Source organism: Nocardiopsis sp. iso_237 (assembly GCF_056173345.1).
This window is the reverse complement of record NZ_CM149669.1, coordinates 5,948,810-5,973,170: the sequence shown is the minus strand read 5'-3', so window position 1 is coordinate 5,973,170 and position 24,361 is coordinate 5,948,810. Positions and strand designations below refer to the sequence as shown.

Sequence of the window (24,361 nt, the reverse complement as noted above, 5' to 3'; positions counted from 1 at the left end):
GGGTGTGAAGAGGTGCGCACCATGGAGCCAGCCCGGGGGTACCCGCGTCAACGGGGTCAGCGACGGGGATTCGCGTGGCGACCGCGTTACCCGTGGTGACGAAGGTGCGTGTGGCATAGATCACATGGGTCGGCCCGGGGTCAGCTCCATCAGGGCGACCCCCCTGTGCCGGTGGCTCCCCGCCACGCACAGCCCCGCCCTCTCGGCCAGGGCCGCCAGTTCGTCGGTGCCCCGTTCCCGGCCCTGGAAGAAGGCCAGCATCCGCAGGTCCAGCTCGCTCACCACGTCCTCGGCGGCGTGCTCGGCCACCAGCACCGTTCCCGTCGGACCGGCCGCCTCCGCGCACCGCCGCAGGATGGTCTCGGCCGACGCGTCGTCCCAGTCGTGCAGGATCCAGCCCAGTACGAAGGCGTCGCCGGTCACCGGCAGCGGATCGAAGAAACTGCCCGCGACGGCGTCGGCGCGGTCGGCCAGACCGGCCTCCCGGAAGTTCGCGCGCGCCGCCGCCACCGGACCGGGCAGGTCCACCACGGTCCCGCGCGGCCGGGGAAAGCGCTCCAACAGGGTGAGCAGCAGTGAGCCGTTGCCGCCGCCCACGTCCACGACGTGGTCCAGCGCCTGCCACTCGTACATCTCCGCGATGGTCTCGGAGTGGTTGACCATCCGGCCGCTCATGAGCTCGTCGAAGGAGCGGGAGAGCTCCGGGTCGGCGGACAGGTCCTCCCAGAAACCGGCGCCGCCGAAGCGCAGGGAGTAGGCGCTCCGGCCGGTGCGCAGCGCCTCGGCCAGTTCGGACAGACAGAGGTCGGCGCGCCCGTGCGCCCCGTCCCCGGCGAACCAGGGGAGCCGGGAGTACGGGTGGTCCGTCCGCAGGCACGCACCCACGGCGGTGAGCGCGAACCGGTCGCCCTCCAGGGTGAACAGGCCCTCCCCGGCCAGGTACCGGAGCACCCTCGCCAGGCCGTCCGGGTCCGCCCCGACCGCCGTGCCGAGCTCGGCCGCCGTGCGCGGCCCCTCGGCCAGGTGGTCCGCGACCCTCAGGGTGGCCACGGCCCGGATCGCCATCGGTGTGACCGGGCTGGCCAGCGACCAGAGCCGCGCGGACGCCTCCCTGGCCCCGTCGGTGTGTTCCCCACGCTCTGCGCTCATCCGGCACGCTCCAGTCCTCGGGCCGCGGTCTCCCTCGGACACTACCCAGGAAGGGGCTCCCCCATGGGCGGAATCCTCCCCATAACGGTGATCCTGAGGCGCTGGCTGAGGTTTGCCGCAGGCGGACCGGAGGGCTGGCCGCATACCGGTCGGCGGCGCGGATTCCTAGCGTCGGAGCATGAACTCCCCACGCGCGCACACCGAGCGGCCCCTTCGGGAGGCCGTGGTCTTCGTCCTGCTCGCCCTCGGGCTGGCCTGGCTCGTCTTCACCCCGCTCCTCCTGGACGGCACCCCGCCGAGCGACCCCGCCTTCGGTGTCGCCTCGCAGATCCTCATGTTCACCCCGGCGGTCGCGGCGCTGCTGCTGACCTTCCTCCTCCGGCGTCCGGAGCGCCCCTGGCGGTCGCTGGGCCTGACCCCCCTGCGCCCGGTCCGCCGGGTCGGCGGGTACACGCTGCTGGCCTTCGCCGTGTTCGCGTTCCTGCCCGCGGTGAGCCTGCTGACGGCCGCGGCGTTCGGGGTGGTCCGGCTCGACCTGGAGAACTTCTCCGGGCTCCGCGAGGAGCTGGCCGTGCTGGTGCCCGGGACCGTCCTCCCCGACACCGGCTTCCCCCTGGACGCCTACCTGGTGGCCCTGGGCTCCGTCGTGATCGCGTCCCCGCTGGTCCTGCTGATGTGCTTCGGTGAGGAACTCGGCTGGAGGGGGTACCTCCTGCCGCGCCTGACGCCGCTGGGGGTGTGGCCCGCGCTCCTGGTCAGCGGGCTGGTCCACGCCCTCTGGCACGGCCCGCAGCTGTTCCTCCACGGTGTGACGGGCGGCTTCGGGCTCGCGGAGATCCTGTCGTTCCTCGCCGCCGTCGTCCTGCTTGGGATCATCCTCGGCTGGCTCCGGCTGGCGTCCGCGTCGGTGTGGCCCGCCGTGGTCGGGCACTGGGCCAACAACGCCTTCCTGATGGTCGTCCCCCTCACCCTGACGCACGCCGACGGCTCCGCCGACCCCGCCCTCTACCCCGGGGGCAACGGCGGTCTGATCGGTCTGGCCGTCACGGCGGCGGCCGCCCTCGGCGTCACCCTGCTGTTGCGCGGACGCGTCACGGGGCGGTGACACCACCGGCCCGGCCCCGAGGGAGACCGGGCCGGGCCGACGGTGTCGCGGCGGGTGGTCAGCCCGCCAGGCGCTGGGCGGGCAGCGGCACCGGGCGGCGCTCACGACCCGTGTAGCTGCTCAACGGACGGATGAGCGCGTTGGCCTCCTGCTGCTCCAGGATGTGCGCGGTCCACCCGGTGATCCGGGCCATCACGAACAGCGGCGTGAACGTCGGGACCTCGAACCCCATCAGGTGGTAGGCGGGGCCCGCCGGGTAGTCCAGGTTCGGGTGGATGCCCTTGCGGTCCGCCATCGCCGCCTCCAGGGACGCGTACAGCTCCATGAGTCCGTCGGCGCCCTTGAGCGCGGCCATCCGGTCCAGCGCCGCGCGCATGGTCGGCACCCGGGAGTCCCCGTGCTTGTACACGCGGTGCCCGAAGCCCATGATCTTCCGCTTCTCGGCCAGGGCGGTGTCCAGCCAGTCGGAGGCGCGGTCGGCCGAACCGATCTCCTGGAGCATGTGCATGACGGCCTCGTTCGCGCCCCCGTGCAGGGAACCCTTCAGGGCGCCGATCGCGGCCGTCACGGAGCTGTAGATGTCCGACAGCGTCGAGGTCACCACCCGGGCGGTGAACGTGGAGGCGTTGAAGCTGTGCTCGGCGTAGAGGATCATCGACACCTCGAAGCAGCGCACCACCTCGGTCTCCGGCACCTCCCCGAAGCACATGTGGAAGAAGTTCTCGGCGTAGTCCAGGCCCGGGTCCGGCTGGATCGGGTCCAGGCCCTGACGGCGCCGGTGGTCGGCGGCGACCACCGTGGGCAGTCTGGCCAGCATGGCCTCGGCCTTGACCCGGTTGGCCTCGACCGAGTTGTCGTCCTCGGTGGGGTCGTCGGCGCCCAGGTAGCTGATGGCGGTGCGCAGCACGTCCATGGGGTGCGCGGTCTCGGGGAGGCGGCGCAGCAGGTCCAGGGTGTGCCGGTCCAGGGCGCGGTTGGCCCGCTCCCGGGCGGTGAACTCGCGCAGCTGGCCCGACGTGGGCAGCTCCCCGTGCCAGAGCAGGTACGCGACCTCCTCGAACGTGCACGAGGCGGCCAGGTCCTGCACCGGGTAGCCCCGGTAGGTCAGCGAGTTGGAGGCCTCGTCGACCATGGAGATCTCGGTGGTGTCGACCACCACCCCGGCCAGTCCCTTGCGGATCGCCGTGTCGGTCATGCTCACCACATCCGTTCAGATCGTGAAGTTGTAGACGTCTTCGTCGAAGGCGTTGTACGAGGCGTAGTCGATGAGTTCGTAGAGTCGGCGGCGGGTCTGCATGCGGTCCACGACCCCTGCCTGCGTGCCCTCGTCACGGAGGACGCGCAGCCCGTCCTCCACGGCGCCCATGGCCAGGCGCAGGCTGGTGACCGGGTAGATCACCATGTCCATGCCGAGGGACTCCAGCTGCTCCACGGTGAGCAGCTCGCTCTTGCCGAACTCGGTCATGTTGGCCAGCAGCGGCACGTCCACCGCCCTGCGGAAGGCCTCGAAGTCCGCCGGGCCCCGCATCGCCTCGGGGAAGACCATGTCGGCCCCGGCGTCCACGTACGCCTTCGCCCGCTCGATCGCGGCGTCCAGACCCTCCACGGCGGCCGCGTCGGTGCGCGCGCAGATCACGAAGTCCTCGTCGCGGCGGGCGCTCACCGCGGCGCGCACCCGGCGCACCATCGTGCCGGTGTCGGTCACCGACTTGCCGTCCAGGTGCCCGCAGCGCTTGGGGTTGACCTGGTCCTCCAGGTGGCACCCGGCCAGCCCGGCGTCCTCCAGGGACCGCACGGTGCGGGCGGCGTTCATCGGTTCCCCGAAGCCCGTGTCGGCGTCGATGATCGTCGGCAGGTCCGTCACCCGCGCGATCTGGCCTCCGCGTCCGGCCACCTCCGTCAGGGTGGTCAGGCCGATGTCCGGCAGGGCGAGGTCGGCGGCGATCACCGCCCCGGAGACGTACACGCCGTCGAAGCCGAGCTCCCGGACGAGGACGGCGGTGAGCGGGTTCATCGCGCCGGGCACCCGCAGGAGCCGGTCGGACGCGAGCCCCTCCCGAAGGAGCCGCCGCTTGGCGCCGGGTGACGCGGTGGAGTGCGACATCAGAAGATCCCCTTGGAGGTCGGCAGGTCGCCGGGCGCGGTGGCGGGGTCCTCCACGAAGGACAGCTGGCGCACCTCGTCGGCGGTGAGCTCGGGCAGGCGCTCGACCAGCCCCAGGAAGCGGTCCTGCTCGGCGCCGGAGACGACCCCCTCGGCGAGGGCGCGGAACTTGGCGACGTAGTCCGGGCGGGTGAAGGGGCGGGCACCGAGCGGGTGGGCGTCGGCCATCGCGATCTCGTCCTCGATCACGGATCCGTCCGCCATCTCCACCACCACACGGCCGCCGAACGCCTTCTCCTTCGGGTCCGTCGCGTGGTAGCGGCGGGTCCACTCCGGGTCCTCGACCGTGCTGATCCTGTGCCACAGCTCCACCGTGTCCGGACGCTGTGCGCGCTCGGGGGCGTAGGAGCGCTCGTGGTGCCACTCGCCGTCCTGGAGGGCGACGGCGAAGATGTAGGGGATGGAGTGGTCCAGGGTCTCCCGGCTGGCCCGGGGGTCCATCTTCTGCGGGTCGCCGGATCCGGTGCCGATCACGTGGTGCGTGTGGTGGCTGGTGTGGATCGTGATCGAGCGGACCCGCGAGGTGTCCCCAACCTTCGGGCCCAGCCGCCGGGCCAGGTCGATCAGGGCCTGGCTCTGGTACTCGGCCGAGTGCTCCTTGGTGTAGGTGTCCAGGATGCCGCGCTTCGCCTCGCCCGGGCCCGGCAGCTCCACGACGTACTCGACGCCCGGACCGCCCAACAGGTAGGCGACGAACCCGTCCTCGCCCTCGTAGGCGGGGGAGGGGGCGCCCTCGCCCCGCATGGCGCGGTCCACGGACTCCACGGCCATCTTCCCGGCGAACGCGGGCGCGTACGCCTTCCAGCTGGAGATCTCGCCCTTGCGCGACTGCCGCGTGGTGGTGGTGACGTGCAGGGCCTGCTGGACCGCCTGGTAGACCGTCTCGGTGTCGAGATCCAGGAGGGTGCCGATCCCGGCCGCCGCCGACGGGCCCAGGTGGGCGATGTGGTCGATCCTGTGCTCGTGCAGGCAGATGCCCTTCACGAGCGCGACCTGGATCTCGTACCCGGTGGCGATGCCCCGCACCAGGTCACGGCCGTCCCGGCCCAGGTGCTGGGCGACGGCGAGGACCGGCGGGATGTTGTCGCCGGGGTGCGAGTAGTCGGCGGCCAGGAAGGTGTCGTGGAAGTCGAGCTCCCGGACGGCCACGCCGTTGGCCCAGGCGGCCCACTCGGGGGAGACCCGCGTGGACTGCGGGGTGCCCATGATCGCCGCGCCGGGGTTCAGCGGGTGCCGGGTGGCCTGCGCCCGGGCGCTGCGGACGGGGCGGCGGCGCAGTGAGGCGGCGGCCACGGCGGCGTTGTCGATGATCCGGTTGCCGATCATCTCCACCACGGCGGGCTCGACCCTGACCGGGTCGGTCGCCACGGACGCGATCCGGTGGGCCAGCTGCTCCTCCTTGGCGGGCCCTTCGGAGCTCCGGTGGACCCGGACGCGGTGCTGCACCATGTTCATCCCCTCGACGCGGTATCTGTGCAGCCGAGGTTCGCACGGAGGAAAAGCCTGGTGGAAGGCCCGAAACCTGCTGAGTCGTGCCAACCCGAAAGCGTGATTCCGCTAAGGGTGCGAAGGTCGTCGGGAAGCGGATCGCCAGTTTGCTAGTTTGCCCTCAGACTTCCCTCAGATTCCCTCTCCGTTGGGTACCGTTGCGTGCATGCACCGCACACTGCACTTGGCCGTCACCGTGACGCCCGACCACGAGGCCGGTGGCTACGTGGCCCGCGCGGTGGACGTCGAGGTCGCCTCCCAAGGTGAGACGGAGCAGGAGGCCTTGGACGCTCTCACCGAGGCTCTGGAGCTGTACTTCGAGGACGACGAGGACGCCGTTCGGCAATTGGCGGAAACCCCCACCAGGGTCACGGAGATCGACGTACGCTTGCCCGCGTGAGCCCTTCCCACATCCCGATCTCCTCCGGCGCCAAGGTGGTGGCCGCGCTCCGGAGAATCGGTTTCGAGCACGTCCGGACCAAGGGCGACCACGCGAAGCTCAGGAAGGGCTCCAGAGTGGTGATCGTCCCGCTGCACAAGGAACTCAAGCGCGGGACCACGGTGTCCGTCCTCAAACAGGCGGGTCTCACCCCGGACGAACTCCGTGACCTCCTCTGAGCGGTCCGCTCGCCAACGACGGCCCCGGGCGGGCGCGAAGCCTGGATGCGCACAGATATCGAGCCGGTGACCCCTGTCGGGCTCCTCGCACACAAGTGGCCCGCGTGCTGAGGCCCGCTAAGGCCTCCCGACGTTCCCGCTAAGTCTGCTAACGCCTGGTGAGACGCCTTCGGGTTAGCCTGGCGGGGACGGAAGGGGCCATCGTGCGCAAGGTCTTCGCGGGTCCGCGGCTGCGCAGGCTGCGGCAGGAGCACTCGCTCAAGCAGTCCGAGCTCGCCCGTGAGCTGGGCATCTCCGCCGGTTACCTGAACCAGATGGAACACAACCAGCGCCCGCTGAGCGTTCCCGTCCTACTGAGGATCACCGAGGCGTTCGGGGTCGATCCCAGCTTCTTCGCGACCAGTGACACCTCGCGGCTGATCGCCGAGCTCCGGGAGGCCCTGACCGACGTCCCCACCGGGGACCAGGTGAGCCCGGACGAACTCGACGAGCTGGCCTCGGGCATGCCCTCCGTCGCCCGGGTCCTGGTGGACCTGCACCGCAGGTACCGGGACGTCTCCGGGCAGGCCGCCGCCCTGGCGGAGGGCCGGGACGACGGGGGGGCCTCCGTGGCTCCCATGGCCTACGAGCAGGTCCGCGACTTCTTCTACGAGCGCCAGAACTACGTGGGGGAGCTCGACGAACGCGCCGAGGAGCTCGCCGGGCGGCAGGGCGTCGAACCGGGACGCGCCCACGTCGTCCTCGCGCGTCTGCTGGAGGAGCGCCACGGCGTCAGGGTGGAGAGCGAGGCCCCCGGCAACGAGGGCGCTCGCAACCGGGTCTTCGACACCGAGCGGCGGGTCCTCACCCTGGCCGCACACCTGCGCCCCGGCCAGCGCGCCTTCCAGCTCGCGACCCAGCTGGCCTTCCTCGAACACGGGCCCCTCCTGGACGAGCTCGCCCGGGGAGAGGAGCTCACCACCGAGCAGGCGGTCCGGCTGGCGAGGATCGGCCTGGCCAACTACTTCGCGGGCGCGTTCATCCTCCCCTACCGCGAGTTCCAGGCGGCGGCGGAGGCCGAACGCCACGACATCGAACTCCTCGCGGACCGCTTCGGTGTGGGCTTCGAGACCGTCTGCCACCGCCTCTCGACACTTCAGCGCCCCCGGCGGCGGGGCGTGCCCTTCTCGTTCGTGCGCGTGGACCGGGCGGGCAACATGTCCAAGCGCCAGTCCGCCACCGGCTTCCACTTCTCCCGCTCGGGCGGCACCTGCCCGCTGTGGAACGTCTACGCCGCCTTCTCCGCCCCGGGCGTCATCCAACGGCAGATCGCGCAGATGCCCGACGGCCGCTCCTACTTCTGGGTCGCGCGCACGGTGACCAGGGGATACGGCGGTTACGGGGCCGCCCGCAAGACCTTCGCGGTCGGGCTGGGCTGCGAACTCCGGCACGCGAACCGGCTCGTGTACTCGACCGGACTGGACCTGGCCGACCCGGGCTCGGCCACCCCGATCGGCCTGGGCTGCAAGGTCTGCGAACGCCCCGCCTGCCCGCAGCGCGCGTTCCCCCCGGCCGGTCGCTCCCTGTTGGTCAACGAGAACTCCAGCACGGTCTCGCCCTACCCGGTCGCGGACCATTCGGACAGGGCCGGGCTCGACCCTCGCTGACGCTCAGGGGCAGGTCTCGTACTCCACGGAGGTCGTTCCGGCCGGGGCGTCGTAGCACTGGCTGACCGGCGGCATTCCGGAGACCCCGGGCACGTGGTCGGGGTCTCCGAAGGTGAGTGGGCCGCGCTCGGGGGCGCCGGGGAAGGTGAGGACCAGCTCGTCATCAATGGAGAGCCCCCCGGGGTTCTCCTCCGGGTGAATCGGGCCATCGGGGGTGGGGATCGTGAACAGCTCGGGGATGGGCGGCGTGTGGCCCTCGATGAGGTTCGCGACGAGCAGGGTGAAGCGCACCCCCTCGGGGACCTCCTCGACGGAGACCACGGAGAGGTGGAAGAGCGTTTGGTGGGAGTCGGGGGTGGCCTGGAAGGTCGGCATGCCGTTCGACGAGTTGATCACCTCGGCCAGCCACTCGGCGTTGGTGTCGAAGGGCGTCGGTTCCGGCATGACCCACTCCGGGGCGGGTTCTTCGGCGACCCCACCACCCGAGCCCTCCTCGCCCGTGCCTTTTCCTGATCTCTGACCCGTCCCCTCCGCCGCGGTCCCCTCGGAGCTGTCCTCGTCATGGGAGAGGACGCGGGCAGCCAGGACCCCGCCGCCCACCGCGCCGAGAAGAAGAACCGCAGCGCTGCCGATCACCAGGGACTTGGGCATCCGGCGCGGTGGAGCGGGCGGCCGTACGGCCGGTACTCCTCGCCACTCCTGGTCCAGCAGGGAGTCCACGGCGTCGGCCAGGTCGGCCTCATCCGGGGGAGAAACCCGCCCGCTCCCGGGTGCCCCGCTCTGGGCCGCGGTGCCGCCGGTTGGCAGCGATTGCCCCAGGACGACCACGGCGTGGGCGGCCTGGGCCGCTGTGGGGCGCTGTTGGGGATCAGGGTTGAGGGCGGCCGTCACCAGCGGCAGCAGGGCTTCGGGCACGCCGGTCAGGTCCGGGGGCCGGTTGAGGACCCGGTGGGCGAGGGAGTCCGTGGAACCCGAGCCGAAGGGCGCGCGGCCGGTGGCGGCGTAGGCGACCAGGGCACCCCAGGCGAAGAGATCGGCGGGCGGGGCCGCAGACGCTCCACGCAGCACCTCCGGGGCGATCCAACCCGGGGTGCCGATCAGGCCGCCAGTACGGGTCAGGGCGGTCTCGTCGACGGCGCGGGCGATGCCGAAGTCCAGCACCCTGGGACCGTCCGGGGCGAGCATGACGTTTCCGGGCTTGAGGTCGCGGTGCACGATCCCCGCTGTGTGAACGGCGTGCAGGGCCTCGGCGACCCCGGCGCCCAGCCCGAGGAGCAGGTTCGGTGGGAGCGGTCCGTGCTGCTTGACGTACACGGACAGGGACAGCCCGGGCACGAACTCGGTGGCCAGCCAGGGGCCGTCCCCGTCGCGGCCGGAGCCGAGGAACTCCGGTACGGATCGGCTGCGGACCCGGCGCAGGAGTCGGATCTCGCGGATGAAGCGGGCGTGGAAGTCCGGGTCCTCGGTGAGCTCCTCACGGATGACCTTGATCGCCGTGTAGCTGCGGGTGCGACTCCCGGGACGTAGACCCGCGTACACGGTGCCCATGCCGCCGGTGCCGACCCGGCCGACGATCCGGAAGCCGCCGAGCGTCTCGGGATCGTCCGGCCGCAGGGGGGCGAACCCGGTGCGTGGGTCGTGGCCGCTGTGTTCACTCACTCGGGGGCTCCTCCCAGCAGGGCACGAACTCGTCGTCGGTCATGTCGACCGGTGGGTAGGGGTGCCAGTTCATGTAGCAGGCATAGGCACCTCGGACGGTGTCCTCCTCGCCGCCATGGGCGGTGGGGGAGGGCAGGTAGGCGAGCAGTCCGCTGTCGGGGGCCTCCGGGAAGCGCACCTCGAACTCGGCGCTGGGCGCGGCCGGGCTGACGGTGATCTGGACGTCGTCGGGGTCGGCGCGGTGGGCGGGGCGGCCGTCGGCGGTGGGGTCGTCGGGGAGCGGGTCCAGTCCTTCGCCGACCTCCAGGAGAGTGAAGTCGCCCGAGCCCAGGGTGAACTCCCCGCTGTCCGCCACGTACTCGACCTCACCGAACACCATGACTCCGCTCTGCGCGGCGGTGTCCGAGTAGACCGTCTGGACCCGGACAGAAGCTATGGCGTACTCGGTGCGCTCGACCCCCTCGGGCAGAACCGGGCCGACCCCGTCGAAGCCCGGAGCGACGCCGAGATCACCGGAGCCGTCCGCGTGCACGGTGAACACCCCGTTCCCGGCCATCTCCACCGCTATCCCAGCGCCAGGGTCCGTGGTGGTGGTCTCGGTGCCCTCGCCGGAACCCGTATCGGTGCCCGAATCCGAGGCTTCCCCAGCGTCGCCACCGTCCGCGCCGAAGCGCTCGCCCAGGAACCAGCCGCCACCGGCCACCAGCAGCACGGCAAGGACGGCCGCCGTGGGCATCAGCCAGCGCCGTCCGCCGGATTTCCGTTTGCGCTCACCCGTTCGCGTCGGAGTCCGACTGGAATCCGGCGGCGGGGTGACCAGGGTGGGCGGCGGCGGGGCCTCCCAGCCGTCCCTGAGTATCTGGGTGACCAGGGCGGTGGCCTCCTCGGCCACAGCCGCACCGCCGACCCGGGTCAGTTCCGTCCCGATCAGCTCCGACAGCGCCTGTTCCACGGTCGGCCGCCGGGTGTGATCGCTCCCGGTCGCGGCGCTGACCAGCGGCATCAGGTCCTCGGACACCCCGTCGAGGTCCGGCCGGGCCTCCAGGACCCGTACCGCCACGGACTCGGCGGAACCGGTCCCGAACGGATTCCTGCCCGTGGCGGCGAAGGCCACCAGGGCACCCCAGGCGAAGACGTCGGCGGCCGGGCCGGGCCGGCCGCCCCGCAGCAGCTCCGGGGCCACCCACCCGGGCGTGCCGAACAGCCCTCCGGTGCGGGTGATGGCGGTCTCGTCCAGCGCCCGGGCGATGCCGAAGTCCAGGACCTTGGGTCCGTCCGCCGCGAGGACGACGTTGCCGGGCTTGAGGTCGCGGTGCACGATCCCGGCCGCGTGGATGGCCCGCAACGCCTCGGCCACCCCGGTGGCGAAGGCCCGCAAGTGGCCTCCGACCAGCGGACCGTGATCACGCACGTGCTGGCGCAGGGTGGGTCCGGCGACGTACTCGGTGACCAGCCAGGGCTGCCCGGAGCCGGTGTCGCTGGCCAGGAAGCGCGGCACGCAGGGACTGGAGACCCGTCGCACGAGGTCGGCCTCGCGGCGGAACCGGGCCCGGAAGTCGGGGTCGGCGGCCAGGTCGCCGTGGACGAGCTTGATCGCCACGAGGGCACCGGAGGGGTCGCGACCGGCGTAGACGGCGCCCATGCCGCCCGCACCGAGGCGACCCACGGTCCGGTAGTCGCCCACGGAGTGGGGGTCGCGTGGGCGGAGGGGTTGAAAGGGCGGTTCGGAAGGGGGCACATGCGCTCCCGAGGAGCTGGTGGCTGGGATTCGGGGCGGCGGGCGCGCACCGAGCTTGGCCACTATGACCCCGCCCGCCCCGTTCCGGTTCCGACGGTTCGCTCGCCGGGACTGGACGGGCCGGGTGCACCGAGCGCGCCGACTGGCTCAGGGACCGATGATCCTCGCGGTCAGACCCCGGGTGGGCGGTGACCCTGGACCCAGGCCTGGTGGGCCCGGACCTGGTGCTCGCGGACCAGCCGGTTCCGGTGCTCGCCGCGCCGCACCGCGACCGTGATCACGGCGACCAGCGACACGACGAAGCCGAGGAACCCGGACAGCATCAGGATCCCGAACCCGGCCAGCATCCGGTCGTCGTAGGCGACGGCGACGTCGGTGTCCGCGACCACGTACTCCAGGTTCGGCGGCCCCTGGCAGGTCAGGACGTACTCGCCCGGAGCGTTGAACGAGATGGACCGGACCAGCCGCCAGTCCCCGTGGCTGTACCCGACGACCTTCTCGGTGAACCTCGGGGCTCCGGCGCCCTCCAGGCCACAGAAGATCGTGTCGCCGTCCTCGTAGGGGGCGGTCGAGTACAGACCCAGGGACCCGGTCTGCTCCTCCGTGACCTCGAACGTGACCGTGTCGGAGCCCCGGACCACCTCGCTGGCGTGCTCCGGGGGCAGATCGTGGGAGAACCCCGTCACGATGGCGGTCACCCCCACGACGATCCCGAGCGGCAGGGCGAGGGCGCCGATCACCAGCCAGCGGCGGCGCGGACGGATGTCCTTCGCGGGGATCTCGATCCGGGGCGGGGGCGGGGCGTACCGGGGGTGGAACACGGGCGCCCCCAGGGGCGCGCCCGTGGCCGCCGCGTGCTCGCGCTGGGCCCGTTCCCCGCGCTGACGGGCGATCCGGCTGGACCGGATGACGAGCACGGTCACGCAGGTGACCAACGAGACCAGGAAGGCCAGCATCGGCGTGAGGACACCGCCGACGACCAGCCCCGGTGAGGCGTCGGGGTTGTCGCTCAGCAGAAGGATGCTGACCAGCAGGCTCACCGGGAAGAGCGCACCCGTCCAGTACCAGTGCCGGGAGGGACTCACGCCCGGCGCCGGTTCCCCGTCCCTCGGCGGTCCGGGGGCGGCCGCGGGTGGCCGGGGCGGCAGGTGGTGCGGGGGCGGCGGGGGCGCTGCGCCCTGCGGGGACCCGGGCAGCCGCAGGTCGGGGGCGACGGGCGGCGGCGTCTCGGGGGTCGCACCGGCCTCCGGGGTGGGGCCGGTCTCGGGGGTGGGGCCGGTCTCCGGGGTGGGGCCGGTCTCGGGGGTGGGGCCGGTCTCGGGGGTGGGGCCGGTCTCCGGGGTGGGGCCGGTCTCCGGGGTGGGGCCGGTCTCCGGGGTGGGGCCGGTCTCGGGGGTGGGGCCGGTCTCGGGGGTCGACATGTGGGGGCCTCGTGCTCTCGCGGTCAGTTCCGGTGTGGGGGCTGCTCGGAGGCCACGGCCGACCCGTGGAGCAGCACCGGGGCGAGGGCCGGGGCACCGGACCGCCGGTGGCCGCGTCCGCCGGGGGTCCGGTGCGCGGGTGGAACGGGGAACGGGTGCGGATGCTGAGGGGGATGGGTCATACACGCAGTGTCCCAGAAACCCGTGACAGAGGATGATTCGTGGGGATCGCGGCCCCCGGGAAGGGGCGCGTTCGGGCACGGACGTGGCGTGAGCGGGACAACTCGCCAGCAGTTCCGCCCGCAACCCTTGTCAGGACCCGTCCGCGCGGATTGACTCAGGGCCCGGGCCGGACACCCGCCGGGTCCAGCCGTCGCGACGAAGGGACACGCCGATGTCCGGGGCATGGAACGCGTGGTCATGGGAGACCGACCCCGACGCCCTGCGCCGGGACGTGGCCGTCGCGCACGAACGCTTCACCTGTTCCGGTCGGCTCAGCGGACGGGTCCGGCCGGTGGTGGGGGAGTCCTGGCGGCGCAGCGCCCTGCACGGGGTGGACCCCGACCGCAGCCTGCCTCGCCTCGAACTCACCGGCCCCGCCCTGCACGCCCACCGTGGCGCCCACCCGCTCGCCGCGGCCATGCCCCTGCTCCGGCGACTCCTCCTGGACACCGCGCCCGGGCCGCAGATCGTGGCGGTCGGTGACGCCTCCGGCCGCCTGCTGTGGGTGGAGGGCGACCACCACCTGCGCGGCAGGGCCGAGGCCATGCACTTCGTCGAGGGCGCCGACTGGCGTGAGAGCTCGGTCGGCACCAACGCGCCCGGCGTGGCCCTCACCCTCGACCACGAGGTGCAGGTCTTCGCCAGCGAACACTTCAGCCGGGGCGTCCAGCGCTGGAGCTGTTCGGCGGCGCCGCTGCACGACCCCGACACGGGAGCGCTGATCGGCGTCCTCGACCTCACCGGAGCGGACCCCCTCGCCTCCCCGCAGGCCCTGGCCCTGGTCAGGGCGGCCGCCACGGCCGCCGAGATGGAGATCCGCGCGCAGCGGGCCAGCGGGTTGCTCCCGGCGCCCCGTGCGTCCGGAGACCCCGGTCAGGCCCGCCTGCGCGTCCTCGGCCGCGACCACGGACTGTTCGAGGCGGACGGCCAGACCGTCGAGCTCAGCACCCGCCACTCCGAGATCCTGCTGCTCCTCGCCCGCCACCCGCGCGGCCTGACCGGCGACGCCCTCGGTGCCCTGCTGCACGAACGGGACGCCGCCCCGGTCACCGTCCGGGCGGAGATGTCCCGGCTGCGCCGCCTGCTGGGATCGGGGCTGCTGGCCTCACGTCCCTACCGGCTGTGCCGCCCGCTCACCACCGACCTCGACGAGGTCCGCCGCCACCTGGCCGAGGGCGCCTGCCGCCGGGCCGTCCACCTCTACGAGGGGCCGGTGCTGCCCCGGTCCGAGGCGCCCGGGGTGGCGGAGGCCCGGGAGGAGCTCCAGGCCGAGGTGTGCGAGGTGCTTGCCACCGGGGCCGACCCCCAGGCGCTCCTGACCTGGTCGGAGCGGCCCGAGGGGCGTGAGGACCCCCGTGTCCTGACGGCGGCCCTGCGTGCCGTGGACCCCCACTCGCCCCGCCACGCGGCGCTGCGGGGGCGGCTCCGCAGGCTCGGCGCCTGACCGCGCAACGTGGTCGCAACCTGCCGGTCACTAGCGTCACTGCTCCCGGGCGCCCGGCGCCCGCGCAGCGACACGAGGAGGCAGAGCGCCATGGTGATCTACGCACCCCCCGGCGAGTCCGGCGGCGTCGTCGAGTACGCGCCCCGCTACGAGAACTGGATCGGCGGTGAGTGGGTCCGGCCGGTCCGGGGCCGCTACTTCGAGAACCCCAGCCCGGTCACCGGCCGCACCTTCACCGAGGTCGCCCGTAGCGGGGCCGAGGACGTCGAACTCGCCCTCGACGCCGCCCACGGGGCCGCGCCCGCCTGGGGTCGCACCCCGGCGGGCGAACGGGCGTTGGTCCTCAACCGGATCGCGGACCGGATGGAGGAGAACCTGGAGCGGCTCGCGGTGGCCGAGAGCTGGGAGAACGGCAAACCGGTCCGCGAGTGCCTGGCCGCCGACATCCCCCTCGCCATCGACCACTTCCGGTACTTCGCCGGGGCCATCCGCGCGCAGGAGGGCCACAGCTCCCAGATCGACGCGGACACCGTCGCCTACCACTTCCAGGAGCCGCTGGGCGTGGTCGCCCAGATCATCCCGTGGAACTTCCCGATCCTCATGGCGGTCTGGAAGCTCGCACCGGCCCTGGCTGCGGGTAACGCCGTGGTCCTCAAGCCCGCCGAGCAGACCCCGGCGTCCGTCCTCGTGCTCGTCGACCTGATCGCGGACCTCCTCCCGCCCGGGGTGGTCAACATCGTCAACGGGTTCGGGGTCGAGGCGGGCAAGCCGCTGGCCGCCAACCACCGGGTCCGCAAGGTCGCCTTCACCGGTGAGACCACCACAGGCCGCCTGATCATGCAGTACGCCTCCGAGAACCTCATCCCGGTCACCCTGGAGCTGGGCGGCAAGAGCCCGAACGTCTTCTTCGCCGACGTGGCCGCCGAACGCGACGCCTTCTACGACAAGGCGCTGGAGGGCTTCACCATGTTCGCCCTCAACCAGGGGGAGGTGTGCACCTGCCCGTCGCGTGCCCTGGTGCAGGGTTCCGTCTACGACGGCTTCATGGCCGACGCCCTGGAGCGGGTCGGCCGGATCCGGCAGGGCAACCCCCTGGACACCGAGACCATGCTCGGAGCCCAGGCCAGCAACGACCAGCTGGAGAAGATCCTGTCCTACGTCGACATCGGTCGGCGGGAGGGCGCGCGCGTGCTCGCCGGAGGCGGCCGGGCCGAGATGGAGGGCGACCTCGCGGGCGGCTACTACGTCAGCCCGACGGTGTTCGAGGGCCAGAACAGCATGCGGATCTTCCAGGAGGAGATCTTCGGCCCCGTGGTGGCGGTGACGCGCTTCGACGACTACGCCGACGCCGTCAAGACGGCCAACGACACCCTGTACGGGCTCGGCGCGGGCGTGTGGTCCCGGGACGGCAACACCGCCTACCGGGCCGGCCGGGACATCCAGGCCGGGCGCGTGTGGGTGAACAACTACCACGCCTACCCCGCGCACGCCGCGTTCGGCGGGTACAAGCAGTCCGGGATCGGCCGCGAGAACCACAAGATGATGCTCGACCACTACCAGCAGACCAAGAACCTGCTGGTCAGCTACTCGGAGCAGGCTCAGGGGTTCTTCTGATGGGCGACTGTCCGGAGGCGGCGGGTGTCGAGCGGGTCGCCGTCACCGAGGACGCGGCCGCCCTGCTCCGGGAGCTCGCCGCCGACCACGGGCCGCTGATGTTCCACCAGTCCGGCGGCTGCTGCGACGGCAGCTCCCCGATGTGCTATCCGGTGGGGGAGTTCCGGACCGGCGCCTCCGACGTGCGCCTGGGCGACCTCGACGCCGGACTGCCGGACCCCGTGCCGGTGTGGATGTCGCGGTCCCAGTTCGAGCTGTGGAGCCACACGCACCTGACCATCGACGTCGTCCCCGGGCGCGGCTCCGGCTTCTCCCTGGAGGCGCCGACCGGCCACCGGTTCCTGATCAGGTCGCGTCTGATGACCGACGGTGAGGCGGAGCCCCCGGAGTGAGGCCGGGCCCCCGCCACGGGAACGGCCGGGGCCGGAGGAACACCGTTCCCCCGGCCCCGGCCGCGCTCTCGTCTCCCCGCTACGAGGTGCTTCCGCCGCTCATCCGCGCCTCCTCGGCCCGGCGCTTGGCGTCCAGGCGGTCGGCCAGTTCGTCGGTGACCACGAGGTCCTCGCGGATGCGGCCGGTGCGGTACCCCACGCGGGCGGCGATGTGACCGGCGACCGGGACGGTGACCACCTGGAAGAGGCCCACCAGGATGAGCGTGCCGACGCTGAAGGTACCGGTCTCCTCCTGCGGGACCAGGCGCAGGGCGATCCCCACCAGCACCAGCAGCAGGCCCAGGACCTGCGGCTTGGCGGCGGCGTGCATGCGGGAGAGCAGGTCGGGGAACCGGATCAGACCCACGGCCGCGACCAGGGACAGCATGGCCCCGGCCAGGATGCACAGGATCGCGATCCAGTCCAGGACGTTGACGAGCTGGTCACTCACCGTTCTCCCCTTCCCCCTTGGTGCCCGGGTGGATGGTGTCCTCCGGGCGGACGTGCTCCTCGGGGCGCCGGGCCACGAACTTGGAGATGCTGATCGACCCGACGAAGCCCAGCAGCGACAGCACCAGCAGGATCGGCAGGATCGTGGGGTCCCGGAAGAACGCCGCGTAGGCGCCCAGCCCGGTCAGGGCCGAGGCCAGCAGGACGTCCACGGACAGCGCCCGGTCGAGGATGCTCGGCCCCAGCAGGAGCCGGGCGGTGCACAGCAGCGCGGCCACCCCGAGCAGGACGGCGACGATGACCCACAGCGCGCTCACGTGTTCCCCTTCCCGGCGGCCAGGGCGGCCTCCAGATCGGCGATGTTCTCCCGGGTGCCGAGCGCCCGCACGATGCGCTCCTCCAGGTCGAGGATGTCCGCCTTGGCCTTCTCCGCCTCGGCCTCGCTCTCCGCGCCCAGCACGTGCACGTACAGGACGTGCTCCGGCTGCGCGACCTCGACGATCACACTGCCGGGGATCACCGACACGGTGATGGAGGTGCACACCAGCATCAGGTCGGAGTCGGTGCGCAGGCGCACGGACACCACCGAGCTCCGCACCGGCGGGCCCGGGCGGAACACCTGGGTCGTCACCTGGAAGCTGGCGACGACCATCTTCCCCAGGACGTAGAAGAACATCCGCACGCCCTGCACCGGCCAGAACCGGAACCCCGGCACGATCGGCGGCAGCGGGAAGACGAGCATGACCGCCACGGACACCACGAAGCCGAGGAGCGCGATCCCCAACGACTCCGTGCGGAGCTGGAAGCCGTCGAAGAGCAGCATCCAGACCACGGTCATCCCGAGGGCGACCGGGACCTGCACCTTTCCCAGGCGGTGCCGGATCGCCCGGGCGCCCTGCTTCTTCCTGGTCTTCAGATCGTTCACTGTGAACCTCCGGCTCCGAGGACCGCCTCGATGTAGGGCGTCTGCGCGATCAGCTCGACCGCGGCCTCGGAGGAGTAGGCGATGAGCGGACCGGCGAACACGGTCATGGCCAGCCCGAACGCGACCAGCGCGATGGTGGCGCCGACCATGCTCTTGGGCAGGACCACCGAGGTCACCACGGGGGCGGTCGCGGTGGTGGTGTCACCGAGCCGGGACGACGGGCCGACCGCCTCGCCGGACGGGCCGAGCGCCGCCGTCGAGGTGTCGTCGGCCTCGGAGTCGTCCAGCACGGTGCCGGGCTCGGCCACCATGCCCTCGGCCGGGGTCCGCCAGAACGCGTAGTTCCAGACCCGGGCGATGACGTACAGGGTGAGCAGGCTCGTCAGGACCGACGCGCCGACCAGCGTGTAGGCCAGCGGGGTGCCCGACTCCACACCGGCCTGGATGAGGCCGATCTTGCCGAGGAAACCGGACAGCGGCGGGATGCCGCCCAGGTTCATCGCCGGGATGAAGAAGAGGATGGCGAGCATCGGCGCGATCTTGGCCAGGCCGCCGAGGTGGTCCAGGGAGGTGGACCCGCCCCTGCGCTCGATCAGCCCCGTCACCAGGAACAGCGTGGTCTGCACGGTGATGTGGTGCGCGATGTAGAACACCGCGCCCGCCATACCGAGCTCGCTGCCCAACGCCACACCGAACACCATGTACCCGATGTGGCTGATCAGGGTGAACGAGAGCAGACGCTTGATGTCCGTCTGCGCCACGGCGCCCAGGATGCCCATGATCATCGTGGCCAGCGCCACCCACATGAGCATCTCGTTGAGCTGTGTGCCGTGGAACATCAGGGTCTCCGCCCGGATGATCGCGTACACGCCGACCTTGGTCAGCAGGCCCGCGAACACGGCCGTGACCGGTGCTGGCGCGGTCGGGTAGGAGTCGGGCAGCCAGGCCGCCAGCGGGAACACCGCCGCCTTGATGCCGAAGGCCATCACGAGGATGACCTCCAGGACCAGGGCCAGTTCCGTGGAGATCTCCGGGATGCGCTCGCCCAGCTGGGCCATGTTCACCGTGCCGGTCGCGCCGAAGATCAGCGCGATGGCGATGAGGAACAGCACCGAGGAGACCAGCGAGACCACCACGTAGATGGCGCCCGCCCGCATCCGCGACTGCGTGCCGCCGAGGGTCAGGAGCACGTAGCTGGCGGTCAGCAGGATCTCGAAGCCGACGTACAGGTTGAAGAGGTCACCGGCGAGGAAGGCGTTGGAGACACCGGCCACCAGGATCAGGTAGGTCGGCTGGTACACCGACAGCGGTGCCACCTCGGCCTTGCCCGCCATCCCCTGGCCGATGGAGTAGACGAGGACGGCGAGCGTGATCGCCGCCGACACCGTCACCATCAGCGCGGACAGCCGGTCGGCCACCAGCGTGATGCCGATCGGCGTCTCCCAGCCGCCCACCTGGACGGCCTGCGGGCCGAACATGTCGGCGCCCACCATCAGCGCGGCGCCGATCGCCAGCACCAGCGCCAGGGTGATGACGCTCAGCCACTGCTGGACCCGGGGCCAGCGGATACCGAGGGCCAGCTTGACCCCGGCCGCGAAGAGCGGCAGTACCACCGGCAGGGGAATGAGGTAGTGGAGGATTCCGGCGAAGTAGTCCCATCCCATGGTCAGTCGTTCCCTTGCAGATCGCTGTCCTCCGCGCGAGCCAGGCGTTCCCGCTCGGCGCGCATGGTCTGGCTGGCCTGGCGCCGCTGCGAACGGATGCGGCGGCGCAGTTCACGCCACAGCTCGCGTTCGGCGGCGCGGTCGGCGCGCCGGTGCTCACGCAGGCGCTTGCGGCCCAGCCGGATACGACCGCGCAGCTCCGTGACCTGGTTGACCATGCTCTGCTGACGGTCGGTCAGGCGGCGCACGGTCTCCTCGGAGCGTTCGTCGCCCTGGCCGTCCTCGGCCTCGACCTCGAACCGGGCCAGCTCGGCCTGGGCCGCCGCGATCTCTGCCTTGATGCGGGCCTGTTCGGCCAGCTCCTGGGCGTCGGCCGCGGCGATGGTCGCCTGGAGTTCGGCGCGCTGGCGGCGGATGTCCGCCCGCAGCCGTCGGCGCTCCTGGAGGAAGCGCTGCCGCACGGCGCGGCGGCCCTCGCCCTGCACGATCCGGAGGTCCTCGGCGTCGTCCTGGACCTCGTCGTTGCCCTCCAGCTGCCAGCTCCGGTAGGCCAGCGCCAGCAGGAACGCCGTGATGCCGAGGGTGATGACGATCGCGGTCAGGATCATCGCCTGGGGCAGCGGATCGGTCATCTCGTCGTTGGTCGGCGTGAACCACAGGACCGGCGGGCCGCCGGCCTGCCCGGCCATGGCCAGGATCATCAGGTTGACGCCGTTGCTCATCACGATGAAGCCCAGCAGCACACGGGTGAGGCTGCGCTCCAGCAGGAGCACGACACCGACCGCGACGAGGACGCCGATGACGATGACGAGGGTCAGACTGGGTGACTCGCTCACGAGGTGACCTCCTCTGCACGGGCGGCGGCTCCGGGCGCGGAACCCTCCTCGGCGTGTGCGGCGTCCCGTTCGATCTGTTCGTCGATACGGGCTCCGAGGCTGCGCAGGATGTCCAGGATCAGGCCGATCACCAGCAGGTACACGCCGATGTCGAAGAACAGCGAGACCGTGATGTGCGGGCTGCCCAGGATGCCGAGGTTGACGTACCAGTCGTTCCCGGCGAGCACGTCGCCGCCGAAGATCGCGCCGCCGATCGCCACACCGGTGGCGAGGGCCAGCCCGGCGCCGATCAGGGCGCCCGGCTGCACCCACGCGGTGGCGTACAGCTCGAACCTTCCGCCCGCGAGGTAGCGGACGATGAACGCCAGGCCCGCCACGATGCCGCCGGCGAAACCGCCGCCGATGTCGGTGTGGCCGGTGAGCATCAGGTACAGCGAGATGATCATGATCACCGGGAAGAGGAAGCGCGAGACCACCTCGAAGATCAGTGACCGGCGTTCGGTCGGCAGGCTGTCGGCGCCCGGCAGCCAGGTGCGGTTCCACTGCGGCTTCACGTGCATGTTCTGCGGTGCGACCCGGAGGTCGCCCAGGTCCACGCGCCCGTGCCCGTTGGTGGGCTCGGGGGGCTGGGTGACGGACAGGGCCATCACGCCGCCCGGGGCCTTGCGGGGCTGGGCCCGGCGCCGGACGAACATCAGGCTGGCGACACCGGCGGCCGCGGCGGCGAGCACCGAGATCTCACCCATGGTGTCCCAGGCACGGACGTCCACCAGCAGCACCGAGATGATGTTGTAGCCGCCCGCCTCCTTCGCCGCGGCGGGGTAGCCCTCGGAGATCGAGGGCTCCAGCCGTCCGGCCAGCGCGAACCAGGTCATGGTGGCCACCATGAGGCCCGTCGCCAGACCGATGATCATGTTCCAGATCCGGCGGCCCTTGAGGGCCGGTGCCGAGAAGTGGGACGGGAAGCGGCGCAGCACCAGGACGAAGACCACCAGGCTGACGGTCTCGACCAGGAACTGGGTGAGCGCGATGTCCGGCGCGCCCTGGAGGAAGTACAGCGCGGCCACGCCGTACCCGCCGATCCCCACAAGGATCACCGCGAACAGGCGGCGCCGCACGAACAGGATGAGCAGGCAGGTGATGACGATGATCAGGGCCGGGATGATCTGGACCGGGGTGTCCCAGAGCCGGAGCTCCGGCTGGGGGCCGTCCCAGATCCTGCCGGTGATCATCGGGATCCCGGCCGCCACGACCAGGACGATCAGGATGGTGCCGAGGTAGACCGGGAGCGAACCGCGCTGGGTGCTGCCGGTGACCTGGAGGGCCAGGTTCTCCAGCCCGGCGAGCATCCGCCGGTAGTTGCGCTCGGGGTTGACGAAGGCCAGACGGGTGCCCAGCCACACCACCCGGTTACGGAAGGAGAAGAGGACCAGACCGCCGACCACGCAGATGGCGGACATCAGGAGCGGAAGCTCCCAGCCGTGCCACAGGGCCAGGTAGGTCTGGTAGGTCTCGTGCTCCCCCTGCGGGACCGTGTCGGCGTAGACCGCGAAGAGGGGGTCGGTCCAGTAGGAGAGGAGGCCGCCGAACAGGCTCAGCGCAGCCAGGACCACGGCCGGGGCGAGGAAGAGCGCGCCAGGGGCGTGGACCGGGGTGGGCTGGACGCCCTCCTTGTCGAAGAAGGAGCCCCACAGGAAGCGGAGGCTGTAGGCGACCGTGAGGGTCGAGCCCAGGACGAGCCCGGTCAGGACCACGGTGTCCAGGGTGCCGCCGTGGGTGTAGGCGCCGAAGGCCAGTTCCTTGGCCACGAAGCCCGCGGTGGGAGGCAGACCGGCCATGGAGGCCAGGGCCACGACCGAGACCCAGTAGGTGGTGGGCATGGAGCGGCGCAGGCCGGACAGTTCGCGCAGGTCCCGTGTGCCGGTGCTGTGGTCGATGATGCCGACCACGAGGAACAGCGGGGCCTTGAACAGCGAGTGCGCGACCAGCATCGCGATACCGGCGAGGGCCGCGGCGCGGGTTCCCGTGCCCAGCAGGGCGATGAGGAAGCCGAGCTGGCTGATGGTGCCGTAGGCCAGGACGAGCTTGAGGTCGTACTGGCGCAGCGCCTTCCAGCCGCCGAAGACCATGGTGGCCACGCCGAAGAACAGGGCCATGCCCTGCCAGACGGCGACGTCGCCGAAGGCCGGGGTGAGGCGGGCGACCAGGTAGACGCCGGCCTTGACCATCGCCGCGGCGTGCAGGTAGCCGGAGACCGGCGTGGGCGCCTGCATGGCGGCGGGCAGCCACAGGCTGAAGGGGAACAGCGCCGACTTGGACATGGCGCCGATCATGATCAGCACCAGGGCCGAGGTGACCACGGTGTCCGCGGGGGGCGGGTCCGCGACGATCTCGGAGATCACGTAGGTCCCGGCCGTCTCGCCGAGCATGATCATGCCGACGAGCATCGCCAGACCGCCGAAGGTGGTGACGGTCAGGGCCGTCATCGCCGCCCGGCGGCTCTCCTTCATCTCGGCGTTGTGGCCGACGAGGAGGTAGGAGAAGACCGTGGTCAGCTCCCAGTAGATGAAGAGCTGGATGAGGTCGTCGGCCAGCACGAGGCCGAGCATGGCCCCGGCGAAGGCGACGAACACACCGGCGAAGCGCCCGAGACCGGGCTCGGAGTCGTTGAAGTAACGCGCGCAGTAGATCAGGATCAGCGTGCCCACGCCCGCGGCGATGAGCGTCATGACCAGGCCGAGGGCGTCCATGTGGAGGCCGAGCCGGAGCGAGAACTGGGGTGCCCACGCGACGGACTCGGAGAGGCTCTCGCCGTTGAGCACGGCGGGGAGCTGGAAGAGGGCCCACACGGTGGCCAGACCCGGGACGATCGCGAGCGCGTAGAAGCCGTTACGGCCCCAGAGGCGCACCAGTAACGGTGCGACCGCAGCTGTGATGAAATGCGCGACCAGCACTGTTGTCAATGCGCCCCTCCCGGACCGGTCCGGGCCCACCCGGGTGTTCGGGCGGACGTCCACACCCCCGCAGCAGACAACTCCGCCACAACCGGATCGGTGGACGGGGTGTCGTTACCGTTTTGAGGGGGCATGGATTAACTTGAACTTGCGTGCGCTAGCTATTTAATAGCTAGACTACACAAACGTCAAACCTCCGCGCGGGTCGAGGACCCGCGTCACTGCCCAGCCTGCGAGGACCGTTTCGTGCCCGACGAGACCCCCGAGCCCTGTTCTGATCAGCAGGAATCACTCGAGCCCAACGCCGCCGAACTCGAGGAGTTCCAGCGTGTGTGGACCGAACTGATCAACGCCGCGCTCCATGCCCGCTCGCGGGGCGGACACGGGCATCGGGGTGCCGAAGAACTCACCCTGACACAGTCGTTGCTGATGGAAGCGGTGCGCGGCATGGACAACCCGAGTGTCGGTGCTGTTGCTCACATCGTCGGCGTGTCGTCCCCGTCGGCCACCCGGATGATCCAACAGCTCGAACGCAAGGGAATGATGGTCCGGCGCCGTTCGGAGCGTGACGAACGCAGCACCGTGGTGGCCATCACCGAGGAGGGCGAACGGGTGCTGGCCGAACGGCGCAAGTACATGGAGCGCAAACAGCGCCAGGTCTTCGACGCGATAAGGCCCTCCCTGCGCCCGATGGTCCTCGACGTCCTGCGTGACCTGCGTGAGGCCATAGACGACACCTGAGTCGCCCCCGCTCTGCCCGTGGCAGATCTGCCCCGGGCCGAAAGTGTGGAGGTCAGAGCCCTCCCCGGCCCAGGCTGGGAGGACCGGCGGGAA

The 24,361-nt window shown here is 71.5% G+C and carries 22 protein-coding genes; 8 read left to right on the top strand and 14 right to left on the bottom strand.

Going from position 1 to position 24,361, the window contains the following annotated elements; translation table 11 throughout:
* Positions 1-120 precede the first annotated feature (120 nt).
* Positions 121-1,149, bottom strand: a complete 1,029-nt coding sequence (locus AC0VYM_RS26870) for a methyltransferase (protein WP_475456718.1) — start codon at positions 1,147-1,149, stop codon at positions 121-123.
* A gap of 178 nt (positions 1,150-1,327) precedes the next feature.
* Here AC0VYM_RS26870 and AC0VYM_RS26865 point away from each other — a divergent pair, with 178 nt between their 5' ends.
* Positions 1,328-2,254, top strand: coding sequence for a lysostaphin resistance A-like protein (locus tag AC0VYM_RS26865; protein WP_475456716.1), 927 nt, complete (start codon positions 1,328-1,330; stop codon positions 2,252-2,254).
* Between the two features lie 58 nt (positions 2,255-2,312).
* On the opposite strand, the gene AC0VYM_RS26860 is transcribed toward AC0VYM_RS26865, so the two are convergent.
* Genes AC0VYM_RS26860 through AC0VYM_RS26850 form a run of 3 tightly spaced genes read right to left on the bottom strand, consistent with a single transcriptional unit; the run spans position 2,313 to position 5,866 of the window.
* Entirely contained in the window at positions 2,313-3,449 is a 1,137-nt protein-coding gene (locus AC0VYM_RS26860; protein WP_475456714.1) for a bifunctional 2-methylcitrate synthase/citrate synthase, read from the bottom strand.
* Between the two features lie 15 nt (positions 3,450-3,464).
* A complete protein-coding gene (gene prpB, locus AC0VYM_RS26855; protein WP_475456712.1) occupies positions 3,465-4,358 on the bottom strand; it encodes a methylisocitrate lyase in 894 nt (297 codons plus the stop codon).
* Entirely contained in the window at positions 4,358-5,866 is a 1,509-nt protein-coding gene (locus AC0VYM_RS26850) for an MmgE/PrpD family protein (RefSeq protein ID WP_475456710.1), read from the bottom strand. Before AC0VYM_RS26850 ends, prpB begins: the two co-directional genes overlap by 1 nt.
* A gap of 205 nt (positions 5,867-6,071) precedes the next feature.
* Here AC0VYM_RS26850 and AC0VYM_RS26845 point away from each other — a divergent pair, with 205 nt between their 5' ends.
* The 3 genes from AC0VYM_RS26845 to AC0VYM_RS26835 all read left to right on the top strand — a co-directional run bounded on the left by AC0VYM_RS26845 (position 6,072) and on the right by AC0VYM_RS26835 (position 8,169).
* Entirely contained in the window at positions 6,072-6,305 is a 234-nt protein-coding gene (locus AC0VYM_RS26845; protein ID WP_475456708.1) for a type II toxin-antitoxin system HicB family antitoxin, read from the top strand.
* A complete protein-coding gene (locus tag AC0VYM_RS26840) occupies positions 6,302-6,523 on the top strand; it encodes a type II toxin-antitoxin system HicA family toxin (RefSeq protein WP_110049586.1) in 222 nt (73 codons plus the stop codon). Before AC0VYM_RS26845 ends, AC0VYM_RS26840 begins: the two co-directional genes overlap by 4 nt.
* Positions 6,524-6,726: 203 nt before the next feature.
* Positions 6,727-8,169, top strand: a complete 1,443-nt coding sequence (locus tag AC0VYM_RS26835; protein ID WP_475456706.1) for a short-chain fatty acyl-CoA regulator family protein — start codon at positions 6,727-6,729, stop codon at positions 8,167-8,169.
* A 3-nt stretch (positions 8,170-8,172) separates the two neighbouring features.
* Here the strand turns inward: AC0VYM_RS26835 and AC0VYM_RS26830 are convergent, their stop codons facing one another.
* The 4 genes from AC0VYM_RS26830 to AC0VYM_RS26815 all read right to left on the bottom strand — a co-directional run bounded on the left by AC0VYM_RS26830 (position 8,173) and on the right by AC0VYM_RS26815 (position 13,169).
* Positions 8,173-9,828 (bottom strand): serine/threonine-protein kinase, encoded by a 1,656-nt coding sequence (locus AC0VYM_RS26830; RefSeq protein WP_475456704.1) that lies wholly within the window; start codon positions 9,826-9,828, stop codon positions 8,173-8,175.
* Positions 9,821-11,512, bottom strand: a complete 1,692-nt coding sequence (locus AC0VYM_RS26825; protein ID WP_475456702.1) for a serine/threonine-protein kinase — start codon at positions 11,510-11,512, stop codon at positions 9,821-9,823. The genes AC0VYM_RS26830 and AC0VYM_RS26825 overlap by 8 nt, the downstream gene beginning before the upstream one ends.
* 224 nt (positions 11,513-11,736) lie before the next feature.
* Complete coding sequence (locus AC0VYM_RS26820; protein WP_475456700.1) at positions 11,737-12,987, bottom strand: hypothetical protein; 1,251 nt, start codon at positions 12,985-12,987, stop codon at positions 11,737-11,739.
* A 23-nt stretch (positions 12,988-13,010) separates the two neighbouring features.
* Positions 13,011-13,169, bottom strand: coding sequence for a hypothetical protein (locus AC0VYM_RS26815; protein WP_475456698.1), 159 nt, complete (start codon positions 13,167-13,169; stop codon positions 13,011-13,013).
* Positions 13,170-13,381: 212 nt separating this feature from the next.
* Between AC0VYM_RS26815 and AC0VYM_RS26810 the strand changes: the two genes are divergently transcribed.
* The 3 genes from AC0VYM_RS26810 to AC0VYM_RS26800 all read left to right on the top strand — a co-directional run bounded on the left by AC0VYM_RS26810 (position 13,382) and on the right by AC0VYM_RS26800 (position 16,659).
* On the top strand, positions 13,382-14,653 hold the full coding sequence (locus tag AC0VYM_RS26810) for a GAF domain-containing protein (protein WP_475456696.1): 1,272 nt from the start codon (positions 13,382-13,384) through the stop codon (positions 14,651-14,653).
* 90 nt (positions 14,654-14,743) lie between these two features.
* On the top strand, positions 14,744-16,267 hold the full coding sequence (exaC, locus tag AC0VYM_RS26805; RefSeq protein ID WP_475456694.1) for an acetaldehyde dehydrogenase ExaC: 1,524 nt from the start codon (positions 14,744-14,746) through the stop codon (positions 16,265-16,267).
* Positions 16,267-16,659 (top strand): DUF779 domain-containing protein, encoded by a 393-nt coding sequence (locus AC0VYM_RS26800; protein ID WP_475456692.1) that lies wholly within the window; start codon positions 16,267-16,269, stop codon positions 16,657-16,659. The genes exaC and AC0VYM_RS26800 overlap by 1 nt, the downstream gene beginning before the upstream one ends.
* 79 nt (positions 16,660-16,738) lie before the next feature.
* Here the strand turns inward: AC0VYM_RS26800 and mnhG are convergent, their stop codons facing one another.
* Genes mnhG through AC0VYM_RS26770 form a run of 6 tightly spaced genes read right to left on the bottom strand, consistent with a single transcriptional unit; the run spans position 16,739 to position 23,527 of the window.
* A complete protein-coding gene (mnhG, locus tag AC0VYM_RS26795) occupies positions 16,739-17,149 on the bottom strand; it encodes a monovalent cation/H(+) antiporter subunit G (RefSeq protein ID WP_475456690.1) in 411 nt (136 codons plus the stop codon).
* The gene (locus tag AC0VYM_RS26790) at positions 17,142-17,465 is read right to left on the bottom strand and encodes a monovalent cation/H+ antiporter complex subunit F (RefSeq protein ID WP_475456688.1); all 324 of its coding nucleotides are present in this window, start codon (positions 17,463-17,465) and stop codon (positions 17,142-17,144) included. The genes mnhG and AC0VYM_RS26790 overlap by 8 nt, the downstream gene beginning before the upstream one ends.
* Positions 17,462-18,073 (bottom strand): Na+/H+ antiporter subunit E, encoded by a 612-nt coding sequence (locus tag AC0VYM_RS26785; protein WP_475456686.1) that lies wholly within the window; start codon positions 18,071-18,073, stop codon positions 17,462-17,464. Before AC0VYM_RS26785 ends, AC0VYM_RS26790 begins: the two co-directional genes overlap by 4 nt.
* Positions 18,070-19,737: a Na+/H+ antiporter subunit D gene (locus AC0VYM_RS26780; protein WP_475456684.1), complete on the bottom strand. Its 1,668-nt coding sequence runs from the start codon at positions 19,735-19,737 to the stop codon at positions 18,070-18,072. Before AC0VYM_RS26780 ends, AC0VYM_RS26785 begins: the two co-directional genes overlap by 4 nt.
* A gap of 2 nt (positions 19,738-19,739) precedes the next feature.
* Entirely contained in the window at positions 19,740-20,573 is an 834-nt protein-coding gene (locus AC0VYM_RS26775; protein ID WP_017542826.1) for a Na(+)/H(+) antiporter subunit C, read from the bottom strand.
* Positions 20,570-23,527, bottom strand: a complete 2,958-nt coding sequence (locus tag AC0VYM_RS26770) for a Na+/H+ antiporter subunit A (RefSeq protein WP_475463259.1) — start codon at positions 23,525-23,527, stop codon at positions 20,570-20,572. The genes AC0VYM_RS26775 and AC0VYM_RS26770 overlap by 4 nt, the downstream gene beginning before the upstream one ends.
* 246 nt (positions 23,528-23,773) lie before the next feature.
* Here AC0VYM_RS26770 and AC0VYM_RS26765 point away from each other — a divergent pair, with 246 nt between their 5' ends.
* Positions 23,774-24,268 carry a MarR family winged helix-turn-helix transcriptional regulator gene (locus AC0VYM_RS26765; protein WP_475456682.1) on the top strand — a complete coding sequence of 165 codons (495 nt, stop codon included), beginning with the start codon at positions 23,774-23,776 and terminating at the stop codon, positions 24,266-24,268.
* Positions 24,269-24,361: the final 93 nt, after the last annotated feature.